Source organism: Luteimonas kalidii (assembly GCF_029887935.1).
Taxonomy (GTDB): domain Bacteria; phylum Pseudomonadota; class Gammaproteobacteria; order Xanthomonadales; family Xanthomonadaceae; genus Luteimonas; species Luteimonas kalidii.
This window is the reverse complement of the sequence record NZ_JARXRO010000018.1, coordinates 289755-313791: the sequence shown is the minus strand read 5'-3', so window position 1 is coordinate 313791 and position 24037 is coordinate 289755. Positions and strand designations below refer to the sequence as shown.

26 protein-coding genes are annotated in these 24037 nt (G+C 71.5%); 16 read left to right on the top strand and 10 right to left on the bottom strand.

Annotated elements, in window-relative coordinates:
- Window positions 1-46 precede the first annotated feature (46 nt).
- The 4 genes from QFW81_RS12340 to QFW81_RS12325 all read left to right on the top strand — a co-directional run bounded on the left by QFW81_RS12340 (window position 47) and on the right by QFW81_RS12325 (window position 3679).
- Complete coding sequence (locus tag QFW81_RS12340; protein WP_280579132.1) at window positions 47-1165, top strand: ABC transporter permease; 1119 nt, start codon at window positions 47-49, stop codon at window positions 1163-1165.
- Window positions 1166-1304: 139 nt separating this feature from the next.
- Window positions 1305-2078: an ABC transporter ATP-binding protein gene (locus QFW81_RS12335; protein WP_280579430.1), complete on the top strand. Its 774-nt coding sequence runs from the start codon at window positions 1305-1307 to the stop codon at window positions 2076-2078.
- A gap of 3 nt (window positions 2079-2081) precedes the next feature.
- Complete coding sequence (locus tag QFW81_RS12330) at window positions 2082-3005, top strand: MlaD family protein (protein ID WP_280579130.1); 924 nt, start codon at window positions 2082-2084, stop codon at window positions 3003-3005.
- Window positions 3002-3679 (top strand): ABC-type transport auxiliary lipoprotein family protein, encoded by a 678-nt coding sequence (locus QFW81_RS12325; RefSeq protein WP_280579129.1) that lies wholly within the window; start codon window positions 3002-3004, stop codon window positions 3677-3679. The genes QFW81_RS12330 and QFW81_RS12325 overlap by 4 nt, the downstream gene beginning before the upstream one ends.
- A 159-nt stretch (window positions 3680-3838) precedes the next feature.
- Here the strand turns inward: QFW81_RS12325 and QFW81_RS12320 are convergent, their stop codons facing one another.
- From QFW81_RS12320 to QFW81_RS12310, 3 genes are all read right to left on the bottom strand, one after another.
- Complete coding sequence (locus QFW81_RS12320) at window positions 3839-4426, bottom strand: alpha-ketoglutarate-dependent dioxygenase AlkB family protein (RefSeq protein ID WP_280579128.1); 588 nt, start codon at window positions 4424-4426, stop codon at window positions 3839-3841.
- An 18-nt stretch (window positions 4427-4444) separates the two neighbouring features.
- Window positions 4445-5575: a PilT/PilU family type 4a pilus ATPase gene (locus tag QFW81_RS12315; RefSeq protein ID WP_280579127.1), complete on the bottom strand. Its 1131-nt coding sequence runs from the start codon at window positions 5573-5575 to the stop codon at window positions 4445-4447.
- Between the two features lie 149 nt (window positions 5576-5724).
- Complete coding sequence (locus tag QFW81_RS12310; protein WP_280579125.1) at window positions 5725-6762, bottom strand: type IV pilus twitching motility protein PilT; 1038 nt, start codon at window positions 6760-6762, stop codon at window positions 5725-5727.
- 385 nt (window positions 6763-7147) lie between these two features.
- Between QFW81_RS12310 and proC the strand changes: the two genes are divergently transcribed.
- Window positions 7148-7993, top strand: a complete 846-nt coding sequence (proC, locus tag QFW81_RS12305; protein ID WP_280579124.1) for a pyrroline-5-carboxylate reductase — start codon at window positions 7148-7150, stop codon at window positions 7991-7993.
- A complete protein-coding gene (locus QFW81_RS12300; RefSeq protein WP_280579122.1) occupies window positions 7986-8498 on the top strand; it encodes a DUF4426 domain-containing protein in 513 nt (170 codons plus the stop codon). The genes proC and QFW81_RS12300 overlap by 8 nt, the downstream gene beginning before the upstream one ends.
- Here the strand turns inward: QFW81_RS12300 and QFW81_RS12295 are convergent.
- Genes QFW81_RS12295 through pdxH form a run of 3 tightly spaced genes read right to left on the bottom strand, consistent with a single transcriptional unit; the run spans window position 8464 to window position 10330 of the window.
- Window positions 8464-9267 carry a cobalamin-binding protein gene (locus tag QFW81_RS12295; RefSeq protein WP_280579121.1) on the bottom strand — a complete coding sequence of 268 codons (804 nt, stop codon included), beginning with the start codon at window positions 9265-9267 and terminating at the stop codon, window positions 8464-8466. The two genes, QFW81_RS12300 and QFW81_RS12295, sit on opposite strands and share 35 nt — an antisense overlap.
- Entirely contained in the window at window positions 9264-9710 is a 447-nt protein-coding gene (locus QFW81_RS12290) for a GNAT family N-acetyltransferase (RefSeq protein WP_280579428.1), read from the bottom strand. The genes QFW81_RS12295 and QFW81_RS12290 overlap by 4 nt, the downstream gene beginning before the upstream one ends.
- A gap of 17 nt (window positions 9711-9727) precedes the next feature.
- On the bottom strand, window positions 9728-10330 hold the full coding sequence (pdxH, locus tag QFW81_RS12285; protein WP_280579120.1) for a pyridoxamine 5'-phosphate oxidase: 603 nt from the start codon (window positions 10328-10330) through the stop codon (window positions 9728-9730).
- Between the two features lie 17 nt (window positions 10331-10347).
- Here pdxH and QFW81_RS12280 point away from each other — a divergent pair, with 17 nt between their 5' ends.
- The gene (locus QFW81_RS12280; RefSeq protein WP_280579119.1) at window positions 10348-11175 is read left to right on the top strand and encodes a kinase; all 828 of its coding nucleotides are present in this window, start codon (window positions 10348-10350) and stop codon (window positions 11173-11175) included.
- A gap of 54 nt (window positions 11176-11229) precedes the next feature.
- Here QFW81_RS12280 and QFW81_RS12275 read toward each other — a convergent pair whose 3' ends face one another.
- On the bottom strand, window positions 11230-11433 hold the full coding sequence (locus tag QFW81_RS12275) for a dodecin family protein (protein ID WP_280579117.1): 204 nt from the start codon (window positions 11431-11433) through the stop codon (window positions 11230-11232).
- A gap of 103 nt (window positions 11434-11536) precedes the next feature.
- Here QFW81_RS12275 and QFW81_RS12270 point away from each other — a divergent pair, with 103 nt between their 5' ends.
- The 4 genes from QFW81_RS12270 to hemE all read left to right on the top strand — a co-directional run bounded on the left by QFW81_RS12270 (window position 11537) and on the right by hemE (window position 14761).
- A complete protein-coding gene (locus QFW81_RS12270; RefSeq protein WP_280579113.1) occupies window positions 11537-12094 on the top strand; it encodes a shikimate kinase in 558 nt (185 codons plus the stop codon).
- Window positions 12091-13179 carry a 3-dehydroquinate synthase gene (gene aroB / locus QFW81_RS12265; RefSeq protein WP_280579111.1) on the top strand — a complete coding sequence of 363 codons (1089 nt, stop codon included), beginning with the start codon at window positions 12091-12093 and terminating at the stop codon, window positions 13177-13179. The genes QFW81_RS12270 and aroB overlap by 4 nt, the downstream gene beginning before the upstream one ends.
- A gap of 69 nt (window positions 13180-13248) precedes the next feature.
- Window positions 13249-13503: a WGR domain-containing protein gene (locus QFW81_RS12260; protein WP_280579110.1), complete on the top strand. Its 255-nt coding sequence runs from the start codon at window positions 13249-13251 to the stop codon at window positions 13501-13503.
- Between the two features lie 160 nt (window positions 13504-13663).
- Complete coding sequence (gene hemE / locus QFW81_RS12255; RefSeq protein ID WP_280579108.1) at window positions 13664-14761, top strand: uroporphyrinogen decarboxylase; 1098 nt, start codon at window positions 13664-13666, stop codon at window positions 14759-14761.
- Between the two features lie 63 nt (window positions 14762-14824).
- Here hemE and QFW81_RS12250 read toward each other — a convergent pair whose 3' ends face one another.
- Window positions 14825-18409 carry a sensor histidine kinase gene (locus tag QFW81_RS12250; protein ID WP_280579107.1) on the bottom strand — a complete coding sequence of 1195 codons (3585 nt, stop codon included), beginning with the start codon at window positions 18407-18409 and terminating at the stop codon, window positions 14825-14827.
- 128 nt (window positions 18410-18537) lie between these two features.
- On the opposite strand from QFW81_RS12250, the gene QFW81_RS12245 reads away from it, so the two are divergent.
- The 3 genes from QFW81_RS12245 to QFW81_RS12235 are packed head-to-tail and all read left to right on the top strand — an operon-like array spanning window position 18538 to window position 20484.
- Entirely contained in the window at window positions 18538-19335 is a 798-nt protein-coding gene (locus QFW81_RS12245; RefSeq protein WP_425604034.1) for a YceI family protein, read from the top strand.
- Complete coding sequence (locus QFW81_RS12240; RefSeq protein WP_280579105.1) at window positions 19332-19922, top strand: cytochrome b; 591 nt, start codon at window positions 19332-19334, stop codon at window positions 19920-19922. The genes QFW81_RS12245 and QFW81_RS12240 overlap by 4 nt, the downstream gene beginning before the upstream one ends.
- Window positions 19912-20484 carry a YceI family protein gene (locus tag QFW81_RS12235; RefSeq protein WP_280579103.1) on the top strand — a complete coding sequence of 191 codons (573 nt, stop codon included), beginning with the start codon at window positions 19912-19914 and terminating at the stop codon, window positions 20482-20484. The genes QFW81_RS12240 and QFW81_RS12235 overlap by 11 nt, the downstream gene beginning before the upstream one ends.
- Before the next feature lie 159 nt (window positions 20485-20643).
- Here QFW81_RS12235 and QFW81_RS12230 read toward each other — a convergent pair whose 3' ends face one another.
- Both QFW81_RS12230 and QFW81_RS12225 read right to left on the bottom strand, forming a co-directional pair.
- Window positions 20644-21087, bottom strand: a complete 444-nt coding sequence (locus QFW81_RS12230; protein ID WP_280579099.1) for a hypothetical protein — start codon at window positions 21085-21087, stop codon at window positions 20644-20646.
- Between the two features lie 44 nt (window positions 21088-21131).
- The gene (locus tag QFW81_RS12225) at window positions 21132-21359 is read right to left on the bottom strand and encodes a glutaredoxin family protein (protein WP_280579098.1); all 228 of its coding nucleotides are present in this window, start codon (window positions 21357-21359) and stop codon (window positions 21132-21134) included.
- A 137-nt stretch (window positions 21360-21496) separates the two neighbouring features.
- On the opposite strand from QFW81_RS12225, the gene QFW81_RS12220 reads away from it, so the two are divergent.
- Window positions 21497-22879: an L-serine ammonia-lyase gene (locus QFW81_RS12220; RefSeq protein ID WP_280579096.1), complete on the top strand. Its 1383-nt coding sequence runs from the start codon at window positions 21497-21499 to the stop codon at window positions 22877-22879.
- A 129-nt stretch (window positions 22880-23008) separates the two neighbouring features.
- On the top strand, window positions 23009-24016 hold the full coding sequence (locus QFW81_RS12215) for an alpha/beta fold hydrolase (RefSeq protein WP_280579095.1): 1008 nt from the start codon (window positions 23009-23011) through the stop codon (window positions 24014-24016).
- Window positions 24017-24037: the final 21 nt, after the last annotated feature.

Below are 24037 nucleotides of genomic sequence, written 5' to 3'. Positions count from 1 at the left end.
CCCGCGGCATGCTGCGTGCACGGGCTTGGCTGTATCCTCGCGTGCGATGACAGCGACCGCCCCCCCGCCCCCCACCGCAGGCACCGATCCCGGCGACCCGACGGTGCTGCGGCTGGAAGGACGCTGGACGCTGGACCATGCCCGCGAGATCGGAAGCGTCCTGCGCGAAACGCCCGACGCGGTCGAGACGATCGACGCCACGGCCGTGGAGCGCCTGGATTCGGTCGGCGTGCTGCAGCTGCTGCGCTATGCCGAACGCCGCCAGCTGGACTACGCCCGGTTCCGCTTCCGCGACGACCACTGCACGCTGGTGGCCGCGATCGAGGACGTGCACGACGACCGGCCCAAGCGCAAGCGCGAGTACGGCTTCGCGGCGGCGCTGGGGCGCCTGGGCCACGCGGTCCAGGACAACACGCAGGAAGTGGTGGCCCTGGTCAGCTTCCTCGGCGAGACCCTGGTCAAGCTCGGCCGCGCCGTCCTCAATCCGCGCCGCTTCCGGCTGACCTCGACCGTCCACCACATGGAGCAGGTCGGGCTCGACGCGGTGCCGCTGGTGGCGCTGCTGTCGTTCCTGGTCGGCGCGGTGATCGCCTTCCTCGGCGCGCAGATCCTGGCCGATTTCGGCGCCACGATCTTCGTCGTCGAGCTGGTCTCGATCGCGTTCCTGCGCGAGTTCGGCGTGCTGCTGACCGCGATCCTGCTCGCCGGCCGCACCGCCAGCGCGTTCACCGCGCAGATCGGGGCGATGGTCAGCCGCGAGGAAGTCGACGCCATCCGCACCCTGGGCCTGGACCCGATCGACCTGCTGGTGATCCCGCGCGTGGTCGCGCTGCTGCTGATGCTTCCGCTGCTGACCTTCATCGCCGTGGTCGCGGGCCTGCTCGGCGGCCTGTCGGTGGGCGCGTTCAGCCTCGACATCCCGCCGCAGGCCTACCTGGCGCGCATGCAGGAGCAGATGGAGTTGCGCCACTTCCTGATCGGGATGTCGAAGGCGCCGCTGTTCGCCCTGGTGATCGGCCTGATCGGCTGCCTCGAGGGGCTGCAGGTGCAGGGCACGGCGCAGTCGGTCGGCGAACGCACCACCTCGAGCGTGGTGCAGACCATCTCGCTGGTGATCGTGTTCGACGCGCTGGCGGCGATCTGGTTCATGTACATGGATTGGTAGGAGACGAGCGGGTGGCCACCAGGTGAACGGTGATTCGAAGGAGCAGGCACGCGCAGGCGGCCCCGCCACGGGGGACGAGGCCGCTGCGGCCGGCCGCGCGCCGGGTTCCGCCCACGACGGCGACGCCGGCGCTTCGCCCATCATCCGCGTGCGCGGGCTGGTCAACCGCTTCGGTACGCAGACCGTGCACGAGGATCTCGACCTCGACGTGCGCCCAGGCGAGATCATCGGTGTGGTCGGCGGTTCGGGATCGGGCAAGTCGGTGCTGATGCGCTCGCTGATCGGGCTGCGCCGGCCCGACGATGGCGAGATCGAAGTACTCGGCGTCGACCCGCGCTCGGACGATCCCGCCGACCGCCTGCACCTGGAGCGCAGCACCGGGGTGCTGTTCCAGGACGGCGCGCTGTTCTCCTCGCTGACCGTCGGCGAGAACGTCCAGGTGCCGCTGAAGGAGCACCACCCCGACCTGCCCGAGTCGCTGCGCTACGAACTGGCGCTGCTCAAGGTGCGCCTGGCCGGACTGCCGGCCGATGCGCTGGACAAGCTGCCCTCGCAGCTCTCGGGTGGCATGCGCAAGCGCGCCGCACTCGCCCGCGCGCTGGCGCTGGACCCGCCGCTGCTGTTCCTCGACGAGCCCACCGCGGGCCTGGACCCGATCGGCGCGGCGGCCTTCGATCGCCTGATCCGCACCCTGCAGGAAGCGCTCGGCCTGACCGTGTTCCTGATCACCCACGACCTCGACACGCTGTATGCGATCTGCGACCGTGTCGCCGTGCTGGCCGACCGCAAGGTGGTCGCCGCGGCGCCGCTGGACGAGATCGAGCGGCTCGACCACCCCTGGATCCGCGACTATTTCCACGGCCCGCGCGGACGCGCCGCGCACGCGGCCGCGGCCACCGCTGAGGACACCTGACGCATGGAAACCAAGGCCAACTACGTGCTGATCGGCGCGTTCACCATCGCGGTGACGCTGTTCCTGCTGCTGTTCGCGCTGTGGGCGGCGAAGTACTCCTCCGAGCGCGACTGGCAGGAATACCGGGTGGTGTTCAGCGAACCGGTGACCGGCCTGACCGAGGGCAGCAGCGTGCAGTACAACGGCATCGCGGTGGGCACGGTGGACGACCTGATGCTGGCGCCGGACGACCCGCGCCAGGTGATCGCCCTGCTGCGGCTGCAGGCCAATGCGCCGGTGAAGGTGGACACGCGCGCGAAGCTGTCGATGACCAGCCTCACCGGCCCGCCGATCATCCAGCTCACCGGCGGCAGCCCTGGCGCGCCCGCGCTGGAGCCGGGCCCCGACGGCCGGCCGCCGGTGATCGAGACGTCCGCCTCGGCGCTGCAGAACATCGCCGATACCGCCAACCGGCTGGTCGAGCGGCTCGACCAGGTGATGAGCGAGGAGAACGTCAGGCGCATCACCGCCACGCTCGACAACATCGAGACCATGACCGGCGCGATCGCCGAGCAGCGCGAGGACATGCGGCAGATCCTGATCAATGCCCGCACCGCGAGCGAACGGCTGACCGTGACCATGTCCTCGGCCAACCGCACCCTCGACACCGTCGACCGCGAACTGGTGCAGAACCTGCCGCGCCTGATCGACAAGATCGACGGCACCCTGAGCAAGCTCGACTCGGCCGCACGCGGCGCGGACACGATCCTCAACGAGAACCGCGCCGCCATCAACAGCTTCGCCAACGACGGCCTGTCGCAGCTCGGCCCCACCCTGGGCGAACTGCGCAGCCTGATCCGCGACCTGCGCCGGATCAGCGACCGCCTCGACGCCAACCCGACGCGCTACCTGCTGGGACGCGACGCACCCAAGGAGTTCGAACCGTGAGCCGACCGGCTGTGACACCCTCCGGCACGCGCCGCGCCGCCGCCCTGCTCGCCCCCCTGCTGCTGGTCGCGCTCGGCGGCTGCTCGCTCCTGGGCGGCGGCGGGGAGCGCGAGCGCTCGACCATCTACGCCCCCGACCCGCGGGTGGAGATCGATCCCTCCGCGCCCGCGGCCAGCTGGCAGCTCTCGCTCAGCCCGCCCTCCGGCGCGCGCTCGATCGACAGCTTCCGCATCGCGGTGCGCCCCACCCCCGACGAACTGCAGGTGTACAGCGGCGCGGCCTGGGCCAAGACCCCGACCGACATGCTGCAGGACGCGCTGCTGCGCGCGCTGGAGGATTCCGGCAAGCTGCCCTCGGTCGCGCGCCAGGGCGCGGGCATCGCGGCCGACTACAAGCTGGCGATCGACCTGCGCCGTTTCGAGGCCGACTACGCCGGCAACGCGGTTCCGGCCGCGACCATCGAGATCAACGCCAAACTGATCCACACCGTCGACCAGGGCATCGTCGATGCGCGCACCTTCAGCGCAGCCGAGCCGGCCGCCGGCACCGACGTCGCGCTGGTGGTGGACGCGTTCTCGCGCAGCCTGTCGCAGGTGACCGGCGATCTCGCGCACTGGGTACTCGCCACCGGCGACCGTCACGAGCGCGAGGAACATCCCGCCACCGGACGCTGAGACACCGGACGTAGCCCGGATAAGCGAAGCGCACCCGGGGCCGATTGCCTTCCGGGGCCCGTGCGCGGTCCGTGCTGCCCAATCGCCCGTAGCCCGGATAAGCGAAGCGCATCCGGGGCCATGCCCCGCAACGTACCAACGCGTCAACGCCCCGACGCTTCAACGCCGCCCGATCACCCTGCGGAAGGTGAGGTTGATGCGCGGCCCCAGCGCTCGCGCGGTCCGCGGCAGGGCGTGGCGCCAGTCGCGCTGGGTCTCGCCACGCATCAGCAGCAGACTGCCGTGCGCCAGCTCGAACGCCACTTTGCGCGTGGGCTCGCGCCGGTGACGCAGCACGAAGCGACGGGTGGCGCCCAGGCTGACCGAGGCGATCACCGGACGCGGGCCGAACTCGGGTTCGTCGTCGCTGTGCCAGCCCATGCAGTCGCGCCCGTCGCGATACAGGTTGGCCAGCACACTGTTGAACGCGACCCCGGTCTCGTGCGCCAGCCGGGCACGCACCGCGGCGAGCGCGCCGGGCCAGGGCTCGGGAACGTGGGTGGTTCCGGAGTAGCGATAGTGCGCATTGGAATCACCGATCCAGCAGCTCAGCCGGGGTGCGTCGATCTCGCGTCCGAACATTCGCACGCGGTGGACCCGCCATGGCAATTCGCGGTGCAGGGACGCGAACAGCGCATCGGCCTGGCCGGGCGCGATCCAGCCAGGCGAGAGCGCCACGTCGGGCGACGCATCGCCGTTCGCCGCCACTGCCTGCGCGGACCCGGCTCAGCGGACCTCCGCGACCTCCACCCCATCCAGCCCTTGCGAGAGGGTGCGCGCGTCGCCGCCCTGGGCGAGCTTGATCTTCAGCCGCACCTCGTTCTGCGAGTCGGCGTAGCGCAGGGCATCCTCGTAGGAGATCTCGCCGGCCTGGTACAGCTCGAACAGGGCCTGGTCGAAGGTCTTCATGCCGAGGTTGGTGGATTCCTTCATCACCTCTTTCAGCTTGTGGATCTCGCCGTCGCGGATGTAGTCCTGCACCAGCGGCGTGCCGAGCAGGATCTCCATCGCCACCCGGCGCGCCTTGCCGTCGGGCGTCGGGATCAGCTGCTGCGCGACCACGCCCTTGAGGTTGAGCGAGAGGTCCATCAGCAGCTGGTTGCGGCGGTCCTCGGGGAAGAAGTTGATGATCCGGTCCATCGCCTGGTTGGCGTTGTTCGCATGCAGGGTGCACAGCACCAGATGGCCGGTCTCGGCGAAGGCGATGGCGTGGTCCATGCCCTCGCGGGTACGCACCTCGCCGATCATGATCACGTCCGGCGCCTGGCGCAGGGTGTTCTTCAGCGCGTTGTCCCAGCTGTCGGTGTCGATGCCCACCTCGCGCTGGGTGATGATGCAGCCCTCGTGCTTGTGCACGAACTCGATCGGGTCCTCGATGGTGATGATGTGCCCGGTCGAGTTCTGGTTGCGGTAGCCGATCATCGCCGCCAGCGAGGTCGACTTGCCGGTGCCGGTGGCGCCGACGAAGATGATGATCCCGCGCTTGGTCATCGCCAGGGTCTTGATGATCGGCGGCAGGTTGAGCTCCTCCACCGTCGGGATCTTGGTCTCGATCCGGCGCAGCACCATGCCCACCTGGTTGCGCTGGTAGAAGCACGAGACGCGGAAGCGTCCCACGCCGGACACGCCGATCGCGAAGTTGCACTCGTGCGTCTTCTCGAACTCCTCGCGCTGCGGCGGCGACATCACGTTGAGCACCAGGTCGCGCGACTGCTGCGGCGTGAGCGGGTTCTGGGTGATCGGCGAGATCTTGCCGTGGACCTTCATCGACGGCGGCATGCCCGCGGTGATGAACAGGTCCGACGCCTTCTGGTGCGCCATCAGCTTGAGGAACGAGGTGAAATCGATGCTGCTCATGTGTGGCTCCTGCGGAGCCGCGATCCGTGACGGGTGGCTGGCGATCGAAGCGGCGACGCGCGCTGCTTCTTGCCTCTACCAGAACACCACTCCAGAACCCCGGCTTGTCGAATCACGAATCCCGAATTGCCCGTCGCGCGCCTGCCCGATCACTCGAACAGCCGCTTCTCCTTCGCGTATTCCTTCGCCTGCTGGCGCGTGATCATGCCGCGCTTGACCAGGTCCTGCAGGTGCTGGTCGAGCGTCATCATGCCGTGCTGCTGGCCGGTCTGGATCGCCGAATACATCTGCGCCACCTTGTCCTCGCGGATCAGGTTGCGGATCGCCGGGATGCCGACCATGATCTCCCACGCCGCGGTACGACCGCCGCCGACCTTCTTCAGCAGCGCCTGCGAGATCACCGCGCGCAGCGATTCGGACAGCATCGAGCGCACCATCGGCTTCTCGCCGGCGGGGAACACGTCGATGATGCGGTCGATGGTCTTGGCCGCCGAGCTGGTGTGCAGGGTGCCGAACACCAGGTGGCCGGTCTCGGCCGCGGTCAGCGCCAGGCGGATGGTCTCCAGGTCGCGCAGTTCGCCGACCAGGATGATGTCCGGATCCTCGCGCAGCGCCGAGCGCAATGCCTCGCTGAAGCCGTGGGTGTCGCGATGCACCTCGCGCTGGTTGATCAGGCACTTCTGCGAGGTGTGCACGAACTCGATCGGATCCTCGACCGAGAGGATGTGCGCGTACTCGTTCTTGTTGATGTGGTCGAGCATCGCCGCCAGCGTGGTCGACTTGCCCGAACCGGTCGGGCCGGTCACCAGGATCAGGCCCTGCGGCTGCTGGATCAGTTCGCGGAAGATCGGCGGGCAGCCGAGGTCCTCGAGCGTCAGCACTTCCGAGGGAATGGTGCGGAACACCGCGCCGGCGCCGCGGTTCTGGTTGAACGCGTTGACGCGGAAACGCGCCAGCCCCGGAATCTCGAACGAGAAGTCGGTCTCGAGGAATTCCTCGAAGTCGCGCCGCTGCTTGTCCGACATGATGTCGTAGACCAGCGCGTGCACCTGCTTGTGCTCCAGCGCCGGGATGTTGATCCGCCGCACGTCGCCATCGACCCGGATCATCGGCGGCAGGCCGGCCGAGAGATGGAGGTCGGAGGCCTTGTTCTTGACCGAGAACGCCAACAGTTCGGCGATATCCATGCATGCTCCCCTGGCACTGCAATCTGACGTGATGCGGCCGCGCGCCACGCACCGCTGGCGAGAAGCCTATCCCCGGGCGGCAGTATAGCCCTGTACGCGGATCACAATTCCAGCCTGTCCGCCTGCCGGTTCAAGCGGATATCCGGACTTGCGCGACCGCCGCCTGCAGGCATTCGCGCAAGGGATTGAAACGTGGAACGCCACGCGACCGGGACAGGGTGCGAGTGCTCGGTTCAAGGATCCGGCGCGCCTGCCGCCCCATCTGCGGACGGCGAGGCGCGGCATCGCGCCGCCCGGCGTCGGCAGGCGATGGCCCGGGCGGGTTGGCAGGCGCGCCCGGCGACGCGGTAGGGTGGCGGCTGCCTTCGAGCCGGAGCTCCCCGCCATGCCAGCCGCGCATCCGCAGCCCCCCGATTCCTCGCCGATCGCCTTCATCGGCGGAGGCAACATGGCCCGCAGCCTGGTCGGCGGGCTGGTGGCGGGCGGGCGGGACCCGGACACGATCCACGTGGCCGACCCCGTCGCCAGCGCGCGCGAGGCCCTGTCGGCGGACCTGGGCGTGCGGGTGTTCGCGACGGCGGCGGAGGCGGTCGAGGGCGCCGGGACCTGGGTGTTCGCGGTCAAGCCTCAGGTGATGCGCGAGGTGTGCCTGGGGCTGGCCGATGCCGCGCGGACGGCACGCCCGCTGGTGGTCTCGATCGCCGCCGGGATCACCGGCGCCCAGCTCGAGCGCTGGCTCGGCGGCGAAACCGCGGTGGTGCGGACCATGCCCAACACCCCTGCCCTGCTCGGCGCGGGCGTGACCGGGCTGCACGCCAACCCCCGCGTCGACAGCGCCGGGCGCGCCGCCGCCGAACGCCTGCTCGCCAGTGCCGGCACCACGGTGTGGATCGAGGACGAAGCGCTGATGGACGCCGTCACCGGCGTCTCGGGCAGTGGCCCGGCCTACGTGTTCCTGCTGGCCGAGGCGATGGAGGACGCGGCCCTGGCCGAAGGCCTGCCGCCGGCGGCCGCGCGCACGCTCGCGCTGCAGACCATCCTGGGCGCGGCGCGCATGCTCACCGAGTCGGGCGAGGCGCCTGCCGAACTGCGTCGGCGCGTCACCTCGCCCGGCGGCACGACCCAGGCGGCGATCGAGGTCCTGGAGACGGGCGGGTTGCGCACGCTGGTGGCGCAGGCCATCCGCGCCGCGACCCGACGCGGCGGCGAACTGTCGCAGGCCCATGACTGAGCGCCTTCACCGCCTGATGCGGCCCGCCTGCGGATGGCTGCTGGCAGCGGCGGTCGCGGGCTGCGGCGTCGAGCCGTCCTCGCGCGCGGATCTGTCCGCGCAGGCCGAGGCCGCGCGCCAGCCGGCCGAGCTGCAGCAGGCCGACCTGCGCATCCACGCGAGCCTGGCGCCCACCGCGGCCCTGAACGCGACGGTCGCCGCACGCTACGGGGTCGAACCCGGGCGCGACGTGCACCTGCTGCTGGTCGGGGTGCGCCGCGGCGCGGCGGCCGACGAGGCGTCGGTGCCGGCCCGGGTGCAGGCGCGCGCGCGCGACCTGCGCGGCGTCTGGCAGGACATCGACCTGCACGAGGTGCGCAGCGAGGGCTTCATCGATTACGTCGGCACGCTGCGGGTCGCCCCGCCCGATACGCTGGCATTCGAGGTGCGCGTGCACGCCGAGGGTGCACCGGCGCCCGCGATCCTGCGCTTCAGCCGCGACGTGTTTGCGCCCAGCGGCGGATGATCGTGGCGATCGCCTGCACGCCGTCGGTCAGCGCCGCCGGCCCGGGCTGCAGGATCAGCGGAGAGCGGATCTCGTGCAGTTCGCCGTCACGCACCGCCGGGATCGCGTCCCAGCCGGGGCGCGCGGCGACGGCCTCCGGGCGGAACTTCTTGCCGCACCACGAGCCGAGGATGATGTCGGGCGCGCGGGCGATCACCGGCGCGCCGTCGGCGAGGATGCGGGCCCTGGCCAGCGGTTCGGCGGAGAGTTCGGGGAAGACGTCGTCGCCGCCGGCGATGCGCACCAGTTCGGCGACCCAGGCGATGCCGGTGATCAGCGGCTCGTCCCATTCCTCGAAGTACACGCGGGGGCGTGCGGGCAGCATCGCCGCCGCGCGTTCGACCGCGTCCAGCCCCTGCTGCAGGCTGTCGGCGTAGGCGTCGGCGCGCGGCGCCGCGCCCACCAGCGCGCCGAGCCGGCGCACGTAGTCAAGGATGCCGTCGACACTGCGGTGGTTGGCGATCCACACCTCCACGCCGTGCCGCACCAGCGTGGCGGCGATGTCGGCCTGGATGTCGGAGAAGCCCACGACGAAATCGGGCCGCAGTTCAAGGATGCGTTCGATCTTCGCGCTGGTGAAGGCGCTGACCTTCGGCTTCTCGCGTCGCGCCTGTGGCGGCCTCACGGTGAAGCCGCTGATGCCGACGATGCGGTCCTGCTCGCCCAGCGCGTACAGGACTTCGGTCGGTTCCTCGGTCAGGCAGACGATTCGGCGGGGGCCGTGGCTCATGGTTCGAGGCGCTTGAGGAAGTACACCACGCGCCCGGTCTCGACGAACCCGCACCCCAGGTGCGCGGCGTGCGCGGGCATGTTCCTGAGCAATGCATCGGACGCCAGTTCGCTGCAGCCGCGCCCGCGCGCCCACGCTTCGACACCGGCGACGAGCATGCGCCCCACGCCCCGGCCCCGCCATTGCGGAACCACGTACCAGGCTTCGAGGAAACCGACCGGCGAGGTGGTGGCCCCGTTGACGTATTCCCTGCGACGCCGCGCCTCGGCGAACCCGATCGTCCCGTCGTGCGGCGCGACCGCGAGCAGGACGCAGGTGTCGATTCCGGGCGACAGCGCCTCGTGCAGGTCGTCGTCGCCATTAACGCCTGCCTCGTCGGGCCACAGCGCTGCACGGAGCCGACCCCAGTCGGCCGCGTCGCGCCGCGGATCGACCGCACGCACGCGGACGCCCGCGACGGTCACGGATACAGCATCCGCTTGCGGCACTGACCGGTCACGTCGAACTCGTACAGCCAGCGCTCGTGCAGTCGGAACTGCGCGCCGTACCAGAACTCGATCCGGTCCGCGCGCACGCGCAGGCCGGTCCAGCGCGGCGGGCGCGGAATGTCGCGCCGCTCGAACTCGAGCTCGAGTTCGGCCACCCGCCGGTCGAAGGTCTCGCGCGATTCCAGCGTCTCGGACTGTTTCGACGCCCAGGCGCCGAGCTGGCTGCCGCGCGGGCGCGAGGCGAAGTACGCATCCGCCTCGTCGTCGGGCACGGTCGCGACCTCGCCTTCGATCCTGACCTGCACCCCGCTGCGCACGCGCGGCCAGTGGAACAGCAGCGCGGCGTGCGGATTGGCCTGCAGTTCCAGCCCCTTGCGTCCGTCGAGGTGGGTGTAGAACACGAACCCGCGCGCGTCGTGGTGCTTGAGCAGCACGGTGCGCGCCGAAGGCCGGCCCTCGCGCGATGCGGTGGCGACGGTCATCGCGGTGCGGTCCGGCTCCCCGGCGGCCAGCGCCTCGGCGAACAGGCTGTCGAACGTGGCCAGGGCTTCGGCCTGGAGGTCTGCGCAGTCCATTGGGCTATTGTGGCGCGATGCCTTCCGCCGCGCATCCGGTCCCGGCCGCCGGTTTCCCGCAGCCCTTCGTGTCCGCCGTGCTGGACGACGCGCTCGCTGCGGGCGCGCGGGTGTACGGCCTGTCCGGGCTGCAGGGCACGGGCAAGTCGACGCTGGCCGCGCAGCTGGTGGCCACGGCCGCCGGACGCGGGCTGCGTGCGGTCGCGCTGTCGCTCGACGACGTCTACCTGGACCGGCCGGAACGCGAACGCCTGGCGCGTGCGGTGCATCCCCTGCTCGCCACGCGCGGCCCGCCGGGCACCCACGACCTTCCGCTGGCCCTCGAGACCCTCGACGCCCTGCTTGCCGGTGTCACGGTGCGGCTGCCCGTTTTCGACAAGCGGACCGACCGGCGACGGCCGCGGGATGTGTGGCCTCGGGTGGACCCAGTCGACCTGGTGGTATTCGAAGGCTGGTGCCTGGGCGCGACGGCGCAGGACGAGGCGTCGCTGGAGAGACCGGTCAACGCCCTCGAACGCGACGCGGATCCGGGAGGGCAATGGCGTCGCCACTGCAACGCGGCGCTGGCGCTCGCCTATCCCGCGCTCTGGCAGCGCATCGACCGGCTGCTGTTCCTGCAGCCACCCGGATTCGAGGTCGTCCCCGGCTGGCGCTGGCAGCAGGAGTCCATGTCGTACACCGCACCGGCACCGGAACCGGGCATGACCCTGGCAGAGGTCGAGCGCTTCGTGCAGCATTTCGAGCGCGTCAGCCGGCACCTGCTGCAGGCACTGCCCTCGCGTGCCGACGCGATCGCCACCCTGGATGCCGCCCGCGTTCCGCAGGAGCTGCGCGTCCTGCGCTAGCGCGTCCTGCCAACGCGTCTGGCACGAACGCGGGCGCGTGCGCAGGACGCCTGCTCAGTCGACCACGAACGTGACCCGCATGTTGACCCGCCACTCGGTGATGTTGCCACCCGGGTCGGTGACTACCTTGGTCTCGTTGATCCACGCGCCCTGGATGTTCTTGATCGACTCGGCGGCCTTCTTCAGCCCGGTGCGCACGGCATCCTCGACGCTGGTTTTCGATGAGGAATTGAGTTCGATGATCTTGGCGACGGCCATCGGCCTGCTCCGGTTGCGCGACGAAACAGTCGCGATTGCAACAGACTGCGCGCGAGGGTGTTAACGCAGCGGCCAGGGCTCGTTCGCTGCTACGATCCGCGCGATGAATCCCGCCCCCAACCTCGTGCTGGTCGGTCCGATGGGCGCCGGCAAGTCGTCGATCGGCCGGCGCCTGGCCGGGCGCTTCGGGCTGGACTTCATCGATGTCGATCGCGAGATCGAGGCGCGCACCGGCGCGGACATCCCCACCATCTTCGAGTGCGAGGGCGAATCGGGCTTCCGTGCGCGCGAGGCCGCGGCGCTGGCCGACCTGTTGCAGCGCGACGGCCTGGTGATCGCCACCGGCGGCGGCGCGGTGCTGGATGCCGGCAATCGCGGGCGCATGCGCGCGCGCGGCTTCGTTGTCCACCTGCAGGTGAGCCTGGCGCGGCAGCTCGAACGGCTGGCGCGCGATCGCAGTCGCCCGCTGCTGGCTGGCGACGACCGGGAACAGGTGCTGCACCGCCTGTCGCAGCAGCGCGCTCCGCTGTATGCCGAGGTCGCCGACCTGGGCTTCGACACCGACACCCTGTTTCCGCCGCAGGCGGCGGCCCAGCTCACCCGACTGCTCGAGGCCCAGTGGACGCGCACCCGGGCCGATCTCCAGGAACGTTCCGCATGAGCCAGCCCCGCAGCGTCGCCGTCGGCGGCGACCACCCCTACACGATCACCATCGGCCCCGGACTGCTCGACGACGGTGCGCTGCTGGCCGGCACCCTGCGCGGGGACGCGTTCGTGATCAGCGACGACGGCGTCGCCCCGCTGTATCTGCAGCGTGTGACCGACGCCCTGTCGCGTGAACGCCCCGGCCGGCGCGTCGCCCACTGGACACTGCCTGCGGGCGAAGCGTCGAAATCGCTGGCCACCTTCGGCGAGGCGATTGCCGCGATCGCCGATGCCGGGCTGCGCCGCGACGCCACCGTCTACGCGCTCGGTGGCGGCGTGGTCGGCGACCTGGCCGGCTTCGCCGCCGCGGCATGGATGCGCGGGATCGACTGCGTGCAGCTGCCGACCACGCTGCTGGCGATGGTCGATTCCTCGGTGGGCGGCAAGACCGCGCTCGACCTGCCCCAGGGCAAGAACCTGGTCGGCGCGTTCCATCCGCCGCGCGCCGTGCTGGCCGACACCGCCGTGCTGCGCTCACTGCCGGTGCGCGAACTGCGCGCGGGCCTGGCCGAGGTGGTCAAGTACGGCGCGATCGTCGACGCAGCCTTCCTCGACTGGCTGGAGGCACACGCCGACGCGCTGCTGGCCGGGGACGATGCGGCCCTGGCCGAGGCGATCGCGCGCAGCTGCGCGCACAAGGCCGCGATCGTCGAGCGCGATCCGTTCGAACACGGCGACCGCGCCCTGCTCAACTTCGGCCACACCTTCGGCCACGCGATCGAGACCGAACAGGGCTATGGCGGGCTGATCCACGGCGAGGCGGTGGCGGTGGGCATGGTCCAGGCCGCGCGGCTGTCCGAACGGCTGGGGCTGGCGCCGGCCTCGGATACGGCGCGCCTGCGGACGCTGCTGGAGCGGTTCGGGCTGCCGGTATGCGCTCCGCCCGGACTCGACAGCGATGCCCTGCTGGGCCACATGCGACTGGACAAGAAGGCGCAGTCCGGGGGCCTGCGCTTCATCGTCTGGGATGGCGCGGGGCGCGCACGCGTGCTGCCGGGGGTGGCCGAGTCCGAGGTCCGAGCGGTACTGGCCGAGGGCTGAAGGCCGGGCAGAGCGTGCGCCGGGTCCGCGGGCGGCCGGTGCGTCCACGCACCGTACAATGCACGCCCCATGCGCCTGCTCCTGCAACAACGCCCCGATGGACGCGAAGCCCCGCGCTTCGTGCAGCTGACCCTGCAGCCCGACCTGCTCGGCGGCTGGGCGCTGCTGCGCGAGAGTGGCCAGACCGGTGGCCGCAGCACCCTGCGACGGGAGCAGTTCCTCGACCAGGCCAGCGCGCTGGCCGCGCTCGAACACGCCCGCGACGCGCAGCTCAAGCGCGGCTTCCAGCTGATGTACGCCGAAGGCACGGGCGCGCCGAAGTGAGCCTGGCCGCCATCGCCACCGGCCACGTGCCGGCGTTCGCCTTCGCCTTCGCCTCCAGTGCGGCCGCAACGCGCGTCCCGCGCGCCTTGGTCGCACCGCATCGCCACACCCGGCACCACCCGCCTCGCTCTTCCGGCGCCGTCGCCGGCTCCGGATCCCCATGACCACTCCGCTCCAGAACGACCGCTTCCTGCGTGCCCTGCGCCGCGAACCCGTGGACCGCACGCCGGTCTGGCTGATGCGCCAGGCCGGCCGCTACCTGCCGGAGTACCGCGCCACGCGCAAGCAGGCCGGCAGCTTCCTCGCCATGGCCAAGAACCCCGACCTCGCCTGCGAGGTCACGCTGCAGCCGCTGCGCCGGTTCGAGCTGGACGCGGCGATCCTGTTCTCCGACATCCTCACCATCCCCGATGCCATGGGCCTGGGCCTGTACTTCGTCGAGGGCGAAGGTCCGAAGTTCGAGCGCACCGTGCGCAGCGCAGATGATGCCGTCCGGCTCGCCGTGCCGGACATGGAGACCGAGCTGCGCTACGTGATGGATGCGGTGCGCGTCATCCGCCGCGAGCTGGACGGCAAGGTGCCGCTGATCGGGTTCTCCGGCAGCCCGTGGACGCTGGCCTGCTACATGGTCGAAGGCGGCGGCAGCAAGGACTTCGCGCGCATCAAGGCGATGGCGCTCAACGATCCGGACACCCTGCACCGCCTGCTGTCGGTCAACGCCGACGCGGTGGTGGCCTACCTGTCGGCGCAGCGCGACGCCGGCGCCCAGGCGCTGCAGGTGTTCGACACCTGGGGTGGCGTACTGTCGCCGGCGATGTACCGCGAGTTCTCGCTGCCCTACCTGCAGCGGATCGCCGACGCGCTCGGCCGCGACGGAGCCGCGGCGACACCCGCGGGCACGGAAGGCGGGCGCGTGCCGCTGATCCTGTTCGGCAAGGGCACCGCCGCCTACCTCGAGGCGCTCGCTGCCACCGGCGCCGATGCCATCGGCGTCGACTGGCTGGTCGAACTCGGCGAGGCCGCACGCCGTACCCAGGGCCGGGTCGCGCTGCAGGGCAACCTCGACCCCGCCACGCTGTACGGAGCGCCCGACGCAATCCGCCGCGAAGTGCGTCGTGCGCTGGACAGCTACCGCGAGGGCAACGGCGGTTCGCGCGAGGGCCACGTGTTCAACCTCGGCCACGGCATGTCGCCCGACATGGATCCCGACCATGTCGCCGTCCTGGTCGACGAGGTGCACGCGTACAGCGCGCGCTGACGCACCCAGCTCGACAAGGCACCGATCGACGGGACCGTACGGTCGACCGCACGCTTCGCGCGGTCACCCCGTGGACGAGGACGGCACCACCGACGCCAGCACTCCGGCCAGCATCGCGCCGGTCACGGGCTTGCGCAGGAAGGCATCAAACCCGGCCTGCTCGGTGGCGGCCTCGGCCTCGCCGTCGGCGCGCGCGGTGACCGCGATCAGCGGCGCGGCGAAGCCCTTGTCGCGCATCAGTTGCGCCAGGGTCAGGCCGTCGATGCCGGGCAGGTCGAGATCGAGCAGGGCGGCGTCGAAGGACTGCGTCGCGATCTCCGACAGCGCGGCCAGCCCGTGCGCCACCCGCGAGACGCGATGTCCCTGGCCTTCCAGCAGGCCGGTGATGACCTGGGCGATGGTGGCGTCGTCCTCCACCAGCAGCAGCGAGAGCCGGCCGGCGGGTGTCGCCCCGCGCGGGGCATCCGCGCCCGCGCCGGCCGGCGCGTCGGTGGCCTGCAGCGGCAGTTCGACCAGGAAGCTGGTGCCGCTGCCCGGCGTGCTGTCGATGTCGATGCGTCCGCCCATCGCCGCCGCGAGTTCCTGCGAGATCGCCAGGCCCAGGCCGCTGCCGCCGTAACGGGTCGTGGTGCGAGCGCCCTCGGCCTGCTCGAAGCGCCGGAACAGGCGCTGCTTCTGTTCGTCGTTGAGGCCGGGCCCGGTATCGCGCACGGTCAGGCAGACACCGGACGGCCGCCGTGCCTGCGCGGTCAGGGTCACGCTGCCGCGCTCGGTGAACTTGACCGCGTTGCCGAGCAGGTTGAGCAGGATCTGGCGCACGCGACCGGCGTCGCCCAGCACCCAGCGCGGCACGCCGTCCTCGATGGTGCCGCGGAACGCGAGACCGCGCTGCTGCGCCAGCGGGGCATTGAAAGCGACGGTCTCGCGGATCAGGGCGTGCAGGTCGAACGGCTGCAGGTCCAGCTCCAGCCGGTCGGCCTCGATCTTCGCCAGGTCGAGCGCATCGTTGACCAGGCGCAGCAGGTGCTCACCGGCGCGGCGGATCGATTCGACGTGGCCACGCTGGCGCGCATCGAGGTCGGTGCTGGCGAGCAGCTCGCTCATGCCCAGCACGCCGGTCATCGGCGTGCGCACCTCGTGCCCCAGGGTGGCGAGGAAGCGGGTCTTGGCCAGCGACGCCTGTTCGGCGAGGTCGCGTTTCTGCTCGGCCAGCAGCCAGTCGTGTCGGCGCCTGAGCCGCGCGCGGTACTGGGCGGCCAGCAGCGCCAGCAGCAGCAGCGCGCCCAGCACCCACCCCACCTTCGCCCAGGGCGTGCGCCACCAGGGCTCCTGCACGTCGAACCGCAGTTCGAGCGAGGGCGTCCAGTCCTCGTCGGCGGTGCGGGCCTGCACGTCCAGCACGTAGTGGCCGTGGCGCAGGCTGGGGAACAGGCGTTCGCCCACCGCATCCACCTCCACCCAGTCAGGGTCGTAGCCCGCGAGCCGGAAGCGGTAGCGGTGCGCGTGCGCATCGGTGAACGAGAGCAGGCGCGCGGCCACGCGCAGGTCGCGGTCGTCGTGGCGCAGCACGTTGGCGTCGGTGGTCGACAGTTCCACCCGCTGCTCGCCGCGGCGCACGCTCACCGACTCGATCGACAGCGTCGGCGCGCGCGCGCCCATGCCCACCTGCACATGGCGGGGGTGGAACAGCAGCAGTCCGTCGGCGGTGCCCGCGCCGATGTAGCCACGCGCCGAGGGCTCGAACTGGAAATCGCTGAACTGCTGGCTCGGCAGGCCATCGAGCACGCTGTACAGGCGCAACCGGTCGCGCCCGGGGTCGTAGCGCACCAGTCCGCGCGGCGTGGTCATCCACACCACGCCGAGCTCGTCGGGCACCAGGGCGCCGGGCGCCACCGCGGGCAGGCCCTGGCGCGCGTCCACCGTGCGCTCGGCCACGAGTTCGACGCCGGTCCAGCGGTAGGACATGAGCACGCCGTTGCCGCCGACCCACACCGTGTCGTCGGGCGCGAAACCGAATGCGAACACCTGCCAGTCGGGGCCGCCGGGCACCGGCTGGAAGCGTCGCTCGCCGGCGTTCCACATCAGCAGGCCGGTGCTCGTGGCCAGCCACAGCGCGCCATCGGGCCCATGCGACATCTGCTGCAGGGCGTTGTTGATCGGAAACCCTTCCGGCCCGCCGGCCCGCACCACGCGCCGCACGCGACCATCGGGTTCGCGCAACTGCAGCAGCTCGGTCGAACCGAGCCAGACTGCGCCATCGGGCTCTTCGGCCAGTTCGGTCACCGCCAACGCCGTGGTCGGGTCCACCGGGTCGCCGTGCCGCCAGCGCCGGATCTCGCCCGTGGCCGGAACGAACCGCGTGACCGCGGCCGGACAGCCCATCCACACGCTGCGGTCGCGCATCTCGCGCACCACGTACGGCAGCAGGTCGCCGCACACGCCGGACAGCCGGTGTTCGACCCGGGCGGTCTGCGGGTCGAGCCAGTCGAGCACGCCGCCGGTGCCGACCAGCCACAGCCCGCCGTCGACAGCGGGCGCGGCGCTGTAGACGAAGGCGTTGCCGGGCGAGGCCGGATCGTCCAGGTCCCGCCGCAGCACGGTGAAGTTGCGCCAGTTGGCCGGCAGGTGCCACAGGCCGGTCTCGGAGCTGGCGAACCACAGCCCGCCCTCGCGGTCCTCCAGGGCGGCCGACCAGGACGGCCGCACGAGGCCGCGGCTGGTGTTGCTGTACAGCGGCACGTCCTGGACCACGCCGTCGCGTTCGATCGCCAGGCCGCTGCGCGTGTCGAGCCAGTGCGCGCCCTGGCGATCCTGGACCAGCATCGCCAGCGCCGGCTGGCCCTGCACCGGGTCGCGCCAGGGGGCAGGGTCGATCCGTCCGCTCGCGGCGCGATGGACGTAGGCCGCACTGGAGGTCGCGATCCACAGGTCGCCGGCATCGTCGAACACCAGCCCGTTGACCGCGGGACTGGGACGCACCTCCTGCAGCATCCGGTCGAAACCATCGCCGCTCCAGCGCGCCACGCCCTGGTAGGTGCCCACCCACAGGCGGTCGTCGTCATCCACCCGCAGCCAGGTCACCGCCGGCGACGGCAGGCTGCGCGGATCGGCGGCGTCCGGAGCGAAGCGGGTGACGGTGCCGGCAGCGTCCAGCCGGTGCAGGCCGCCATCGGAGGTGCCGAACCAGATCGCGCCGTCGCCCGTCTGCGCCAGCGACCAGACGTCGTTGCTCGCGATCCGGGGATGCGAGGTGCGGTCGAAGTGGGTGAACCCGCGCCGCTGCGCGTCGAGCATCGACAGGCCGGCGTTCTGGGTGCCCACCCAGACCCGGTCCTGGGCGTCCACGAACACCGTCCAGATGTGGTTGTCGCGCAGCCCGTCGCCGACCCGCCAGACGCGGAACCCCACGCCGTCGTAGCGTGCCAGGCCGTCGCGGGTCGCGATCCACAGGTAGCCCTGGCGATCCTCGGCCAGCGCGTTGATGCGATTGGACGGCAGGCCGTCGTAGACGCTGAGCTGGCGCGGCATCGGCAGCTGCGGCGCGGCGAGCGTCGACGCCGCATCCGCGGGCGCGGCGGGAGCCTGGGCGTACACGGCCATCGCCGCGAGCAGGCACCACGCGCATGCTGTCCAGACGATCGCCCGCACCCGGCCTCCCCGGTTCCGTCGTGCCCCTGTCCCTGGCGTCCCCCGGCACGTGCCCGGGCATCCTCGCAACGCAACGTTGCCGGCGCAACCCCGGCCCATCCGCACCAAGCGCCTAGAATGCGGCGTTGATGGATCCGTCCGCCACGGCCACGCCGATGTCCCGCCTGCGCCCACTGCTGCCCATGCTGCCCTGGCTGCTGCTCGCGCTGGCTGCGCCGGTGCGCGCCGGGGTCGACACCTATGCGATCGATCCGGTCCACACGCGGGTGCTGGTCGCGGTCGACCACGCCGGGTTCTCCAGCGCGCTGGGCACGGTGTCGGGCGCTCGCGGCACGCTGTGGTTCGATCCGGAGGACTGGAGCAGCGCTCGGGTGGAGGTCGAGATCCCGCTCGAACGCCTGGATTTCGGCGATGCCGACTGGAACCGCGCCACGCTCGCGCGCGGGCTGCTCGACGCACAGGCGCATCCGGTGGCGCATTTCGTCTCGACCCGGATCGAGCCGATCGATGAACAACATGCGCGCGTGTACGGCCGGCTGCGCCTGCGCGGGGTCGAACGCGAGGTGGCGATGGAGGTGCGGCTGAATGCGGCCAGGCGGCACCCCATGCCGCCATTCCGCAGGACGGTCGGATTTTCCGCGACCGCGACGCTGAGCCGCGCCGGATTCGGAATCGACGCCTGGCCGTCGATGATCGGCGACGCGGTCGAGCTGCGGATCGAGGCCGAGGCGACGCGCACGCGCAACGTCGCGCCCGACGCGGCGGCCGGGGTCGCCGACACCGGTGCGGACGCGCCGGAACCCGAAGTCGAGCCCGCGTCAGACGACCTGTTCGATGCCGCCGACGCGGCCGCGCGCGAGGCTGCGCAGGATCCCGCACCGCCCCCCGTCCCCCCGACCCCGCCCGACCCGGAACCCGTGCCATGAACCCGAGGAACACCCCTGAGCGCTGGGGCGCCGTCAGCCAGTCCTTCCACTGGCTGATCGTGCTGCTGATCCTGGGGCTGGCCATCGTCGGCCTGACCATGGGCGACCTGCCGCGCACGCCGAAGTACTTCTGGGTCTACACCGCGCACAAGTCGATGGGCATCACGGTGCTGGCGCTGATGTTGCTGCGGCTGGGATGGCGTCTCTACGCCGGTGCGCCGGCGCCGGTCGCGGGCACGCCGCGCTGGCAGGCGGCGATCGCCTCGGGCACCCACTGGGCGCTGTACGCGCTGGCGCTGGCCATGCCGCTGTCGGGCTGGCTGTACGACTCGTCCAGCGGGCTGCGCCCGTTCCGGTTCTTCGGCCTGTTCGACATGCCCAAGCTCACCGGCCCCGATGAATGGCTGGCCGAGCGCGCGCGCGATGCGCACGAACTCCTGTTCTGGGTGCTGGTCCTACTCGTGGCCGTGCATGCCGGCGCGGCGTTCTACCACCACCTGTTCCGCCGCGACGAGACCCTCGTGCGCATGCTGCCCGCGCGCCGCGCGCGTCCCCTTCCCCGCCAGGATCCCGACCATGTCGCCTAAGCTCACCTCCCCCGCCGCCGTCGCCGCCATGCTGGTGGCGATGATGGGCGCCCCCGCTTCCGCCACCGCCACCGACTACGTGCAGGCGCCGGGCTCCTCGCTGGTGTTCGCGACCAAGTACGACGGCGAGGTGTTCACCGGCCGCTTCGGCGATTTCGCCACCCGGCTCAGCTTCGATCCAGCCGACCTCGGTGCGGCCCGCCTCGACGTGACCATCCAGCTGGCCGGCACCGCGACCGGCAACGCCGACCGCGATTCGACCCTGTCCGGCGGCGATTTCTTCGATGTGGCGCAGTTCGCCCAGGCGCGCTACGTGGCGGAGCGTTTCCGCGCGCTGGGCGGCGACCGGTACGCCGCCGACGGCACCCTCACCCTGCGTGGCGTGAGCAAGCCGGTCACGCTGACCTTCACCTGGACCCCGGGCGCACCGGCGACGCTGGCTGGCCGGGCGACGGTCCAGCGCCTGGCGTTCGGCGTCGGCGGCGGCGACTGGGCCGACACCGCGACCATCCCCGACGAAGTGGCGATCAGCACCCGCGTGTTCCTGCAGCCCGCGCCCTGACGGCAGGGCGCAGCGGCGGTCTCGCGACGCTCAGCGGGCGCCTCGGGCCGCCACGGGTGGAACGGCGCTGTTCCGCGTCATACGAACCTGCTTCGATCGCGCCGGGGCACGGGTGGTCCCGGCGGCCGACGCACGCACACCGTCAACCGTTTCGTGCGCTCATCGCCGCGGGTCCGCCCCGCCGCTCAGCGACGGCTCCGTGGGCGGCGAGCCAGCGGGCCCCGGCGGCTCGCGGCGGATCAGGTCGAAGCAGCCGCGCGCGCCGTCGTCGGCCAGCAGGCAGGCGCGACGCTCGCCGCCGTCGACGTCGATCTCCAGTTCCATCAGGCGTCCCGACCGCAGCAGCAGGACCGCATGCCAGGTGCCCTGGCGCACGCGCCATGGCGCGAAGACCTCGTCGCGCGGCTGCAGCGGCACGTGCGCGTGCTCGGCGATCGTGCGGCGCACGTTCGCCAGGTCCAGGTCCGGCGGCGCGCTGGTGACCGCACGCAGCAGGATCACGCGCTCGACCAGGGCCGCGTCGAGCACCTCGCCCACGGTGAGTCCCCGCCACCGGGGCGGATCGTCAGGGCCGGGCTTGGCCAGGTTCACGTCCGCCGCCATCGCGCCTCCCGCGAGCATCATTCCAAGGGCGAGGCACCAGCGCCTCATCGCAGCTGCGCCCGCAGTGCCGCCGGATCGAAGGGCCAGTCGAGTTCGGCCCCGCTGTCGACCAGCCGCAGGACCGGCACCCGCGCGCCGTAGCGCGCCTCGAGCGCCGGATCGTCGTCGATGAATACGCTCTCCGGCTCGGGCAGGCGCGCCCGCGCGAGCAGGTCGATGGCCTGGTCGCACAGGTGGCAGTCGTCGCGCTGGTAGAGGATGTAGCGGGCCATCGGTGGTCAGGGCTGAGGACTGGAATCTGGCACACGGTATACCGCCGCCGCCCCGCGCCGCGCGTCACGTCGGTTTCTGGCGCAACCAATACAATGGCGGAACTTCGCACCTCAACCCCAGCGCCCGGGCGCTCCGCATGGCCGTCAGCACGTTCGACCTCTACAAGATCGGGATCGGGCCCAGTTCGTCCCACACCGTCGGGCCGATGCGCGCGGCGGCACGCTTCGTCGAGCGCTGGCTGGACGCGCCCGGACGGCTGCCCGACGTGGCGCGCATGCGCGCGGAGGTGTTCGGATCGCTCGCCCTTACCGGGCGCGGCCACGGCACCGACAAGGCGCTGCTGATGGGCCTGGAGGGCCACTACCCGAACGCCATCGACCCGGACATCATCCCTGCGGCCCTGGAGCGCATCCGCCGCGACCGCCGCATCCGCCTGCAGGGACGCCACGAGATCGCCTTCGACGAGAAGCGCGACCTGGTACTGAACAAGCGCCAGAAGCTGCCGCACCACACCAACGGCATGCGCTTCACCGCCTACGACGCCGATGGCAACGAGATCGCCACGCGCGACTACTACTCGGTCGGCGGCGGGTTCGTGGTCAACGCCGACGAGGCCGCCGAGGACCGCATCGTCGCCGACACCACGCCGGTGCCGCATCCGTTCTCCAGCGGCGACGAACTGCTGCAGCGCGCGCGCGAGGCCGGGATCTCCATCGCCCAGCTGATGCTGGAGAACGAGCAGAGCTGGCGCAGCGAGCAGGACATCTTCGACGGGCTGCGCGAGATCTGGACCGCGATGCAGGCCTGCGTGGCGCGCGGCATCCGCCAGGAAGGCACCCTGCCCGGCGGGCTGCACGTCTCGCGCCGCGCGCCGTCGCTGCACAAGGAACTGTCGCATCGCCCGGAGGCGGCGATGCGCGACCCGCTCACCGTGCTCGACTGGGTGAACCTGTATGCGCTGGCGGTGAACGAGGAGAATGCCGCGGGCGGGCGCGTGGTCACCGCGCCGACCAACGGCGCGGCCGGCATCCTGCCGGCGGTGCTGCATTACTACGACCGCTTCTGCCCGGCGTCGAACGAGCGTGGCGTGTTCGACTTCCTGCTTACCGCGGCCGCGGTCGGCATCCTCTACAAGGAAAACGCCAGCATCTCCGGCGCCGAGGTCGGCTGCCAGGGCGAGGTGGGCGTGGCGTGTTCGATGGCCGCGGCCGGCCTGACCGCCGCGCTCGGCGGCACCCCCGGCCAGGTCGAGAATGCCGCCGAGATCGGCATGGAGCACAACCTCGGCCTGACCTGCGACCCGATCGGCGGCCTGGTGCAGATTCCCTGCATCGAGCGCAACGCCATGGGCGCGGTGAAGGCGATCAACGCCAGCCGCATGGCGCTGCGCGGCGACGGCAAGCACAAGGTCAGCCTGGACAAGGTGATCAGGACCATGCGCGACACCGGCCGCGACATGCAGGACAAGTACAAGGAAACCTCGCGCGGCGGGCTCGCGGTCAACGTCATCGAGTGCTGAGGCGCCGGCGCGCGTCGCCGCGCGCGCGGCCGCGCCGGGGAGCATCGGGGCGGGGCGTCGGCGACGGATTGTCGCGATCGACACGCCGCCCCGCGTAGTCTGGGGCCAGACCCGCACGCCACTCCGTCCATGACCCGCATCCGCCTCGCGCCGTTCGCCCTCGCCCTTGCCGTATGTGCCTGGCTGCCGCCGCCAGCGCAGGCGGAGTCCCGCTTCGGGCCGCGACTGGAAGGGTTCGACTATCCGCATCCGGTGTCGATGTTCGCGTTCGACTCCCAGCGCCAGCCGCTGGAAATGGCATACCTCGACATCTCGCCGGCCATGCCGGCCAACGGCCGCACCGTGGTGCTGCTGCACGGCAAGAATTTCTGCGCGGCCACCTGGGAATCGGCGATCGCCGCGCTCTCGGCCGCCGGCTACCGCGTCATCGCGCCGGACCAAGTCGGCTTCTGCAAGTCGGACAAGCCGGTGCGCTACCAGTATTCGTTCGCTCAGCTGGCGGCCAACACGCACGCCCTGCTCGCCTCGCTCGGCATCGAACGCGCGACGATCGTGGGGCATTCGATGGGCGGCATGCTGGCGGCGCGCTTCGCGCTGCAATACCCTGCCCGGACCCAGCGCCTGGTGCTGGTGAACCCGATCGGCCTGGAGGACTGGAAGGCCGAAGGCGTGCCGTGGCGCAGCATCGACGCCTGGTATGCGCGCGAACTGCAGACCAGCGCAGACAGCATCCGCGACTACCAGCGGCAGGTGTATTACGGCGGCGACTGGACGCCCGCCTACGAGCGCTGGGTGGACATGCTCGCCGGCATGTACGCCGGCCCCGGGCGCGAGGCGGTGGCGTGGAGCCAGGCGCTGACATCGGACATGGTGTTCAACCAGCCGGTGGTGCACGAGTTCGGCGACATCCGCGTGCCGACCACCTTGTTCATCGGCCAGCGCGACCGCACCGCGATCGGCAAGGACCTCGCGCCGAAGGCGGTCGCCGCGCGCCTGGGCGACTACCCCGCGCTGGGCCAGCGGGCGGCCGCGACCATCCCCGACGCGGAACTGGTCGCCTTCGACGACCTCGGCCACTCGCCGCAGGTCGAAGCGCCGGAACGCTTCAACGCCGCGCTGCTCGAGGCGCTGCGTTGACCTGCGCCATCCTGCGCGGCC

Excerpts from the sequence above, each read along its gene's own strand:
- QFW81_RS12275 (WP_280579117.1), bottom strand. The coding sequence starts at position 11,433 with ATGGCCGTCGCCAAGATCATCGAACTCAATTCCTCATCGAAAACCAGC.
- QFW81_RS12245 (WP_425604034.1), top strand. The coding sequence starts at position 18,538 with ATGGATCCGTCCGCCACGGCCACGCCGATGTCCCGCCTGCGCCCACTG.
- QFW81_RS12240 (WP_280579105.1), top strand. The coding sequence starts at position 19,332 with ATGAACCCGAGGAACACCCCTGAGCGCTGGGGCGCCGTCAGCCAGTCC.
- QFW81_RS12225 (WP_280579098.1), bottom strand. The coding sequence starts at position 21,359 with ATGGCCCGCTACATCCTCTACCAGCGCGACGACTGCCACCTGTGCGAC.
- hemE (WP_280579108.1), top strand. The coding sequence starts at position 13,664 with ATGACCACTCCGCTCCAGAACGACCGCTTCCTGCGTGCCCTGCGCCGC.
- QFW81_RS12340 (WP_280579132.1), top strand. The coding sequence starts at position 47 with ATGACAGCGACCGCCCCCCCGCCCCCCACCGCAGGCACCGATCCCGGC.
- QFW81_RS12280 (WP_280579119.1), top strand. The coding sequence starts at position 10,348 with ATGCCTTCCGCCGCGCATCCGGTCCCGGCCGCCGGTTTCCCGCAGCCC.
- pdxH (WP_280579120.1), bottom strand. The coding sequence starts at position 10,330 with ATGGACTGCGCAGACCTCCAGGCCGAAGCCCTGGCCACGTTCGACAGC.
- QFW81_RS12315 (WP_280579127.1), bottom strand. The coding sequence starts at position 5,575 with ATGAGCAGCATCGATTTCACCTCGTTCCTCAAGCTGATGGCGCACCAG.
- QFW81_RS12230 (WP_280579099.1), bottom strand. The coding sequence starts at position 21,087 with ATGGCGGCGGACGTGAACCTGGCCAAGCCCGGCCCTGACGATCCGCCC.
- QFW81_RS12300 (WP_280579122.1), top strand. The coding sequence starts at position 7,986 with ATGACTGAGCGCCTTCACCGCCTGATGCGGCCCGCCTGCGGATGGCTG.
- proC (WP_280579124.1), top strand. The coding sequence starts at position 7,148 with ATGCCAGCCGCGCATCCGCAGCCCCCCGATTCCTCGCCGATCGCCTTC.
- QFW81_RS12260 (WP_280579110.1), top strand. The coding sequence starts at position 13,249 with ATGCGCCTGCTCCTGCAACAACGCCCCGATGGACGCGAAGCCCCGCGC.
- QFW81_RS12235 (WP_280579103.1), top strand. The coding sequence starts at position 19,912 with ATGTCGCCTAAGCTCACCTCCCCCGCCGCCGTCGCCGCCATGCTGGTG.
- QFW81_RS12215 (WP_280579095.1), top strand. The coding sequence starts at position 23,009 with ATGACCCGCATCCGCCTCGCGCCGTTCGCCCTCGCCCTTGCCGTATGT.
- QFW81_RS12330 (WP_280579130.1), top strand. The coding sequence starts at position 2,082 with ATGGAAACCAAGGCCAACTACGTGCTGATCGGCGCGTTCACCATCGCG.
- aroB (WP_280579111.1), top strand. The coding sequence starts at position 12,091 with ATGAGCCAGCCCCGCAGCGTCGCCGTCGGCGGCGACCACCCCTACACG.
- QFW81_RS12310 (WP_280579125.1), bottom strand. The coding sequence starts at position 6,762 with ATGGATATCGCCGAACTGTTGGCGTTCTCGGTCAAGAACAAGGCCTCC.
- QFW81_RS12270 (WP_280579113.1), top strand. The coding sequence starts at position 11,537 with ATGAATCCCGCCCCCAACCTCGTGCTGGTCGGTCCGATGGGCGCCGGC.
- QFW81_RS12295 (WP_280579121.1), bottom strand. The coding sequence starts at position 9,267 with ATGAGCCACGGCCCCCGCCGAATCGTCTGCCTGACCGAGGAACCGACC.
- QFW81_RS12220 (WP_280579096.1), top strand. The coding sequence starts at position 21,497 with ATGGCCGTCAGCACGTTCGACCTCTACAAGATCGGGATCGGGCCCAGT.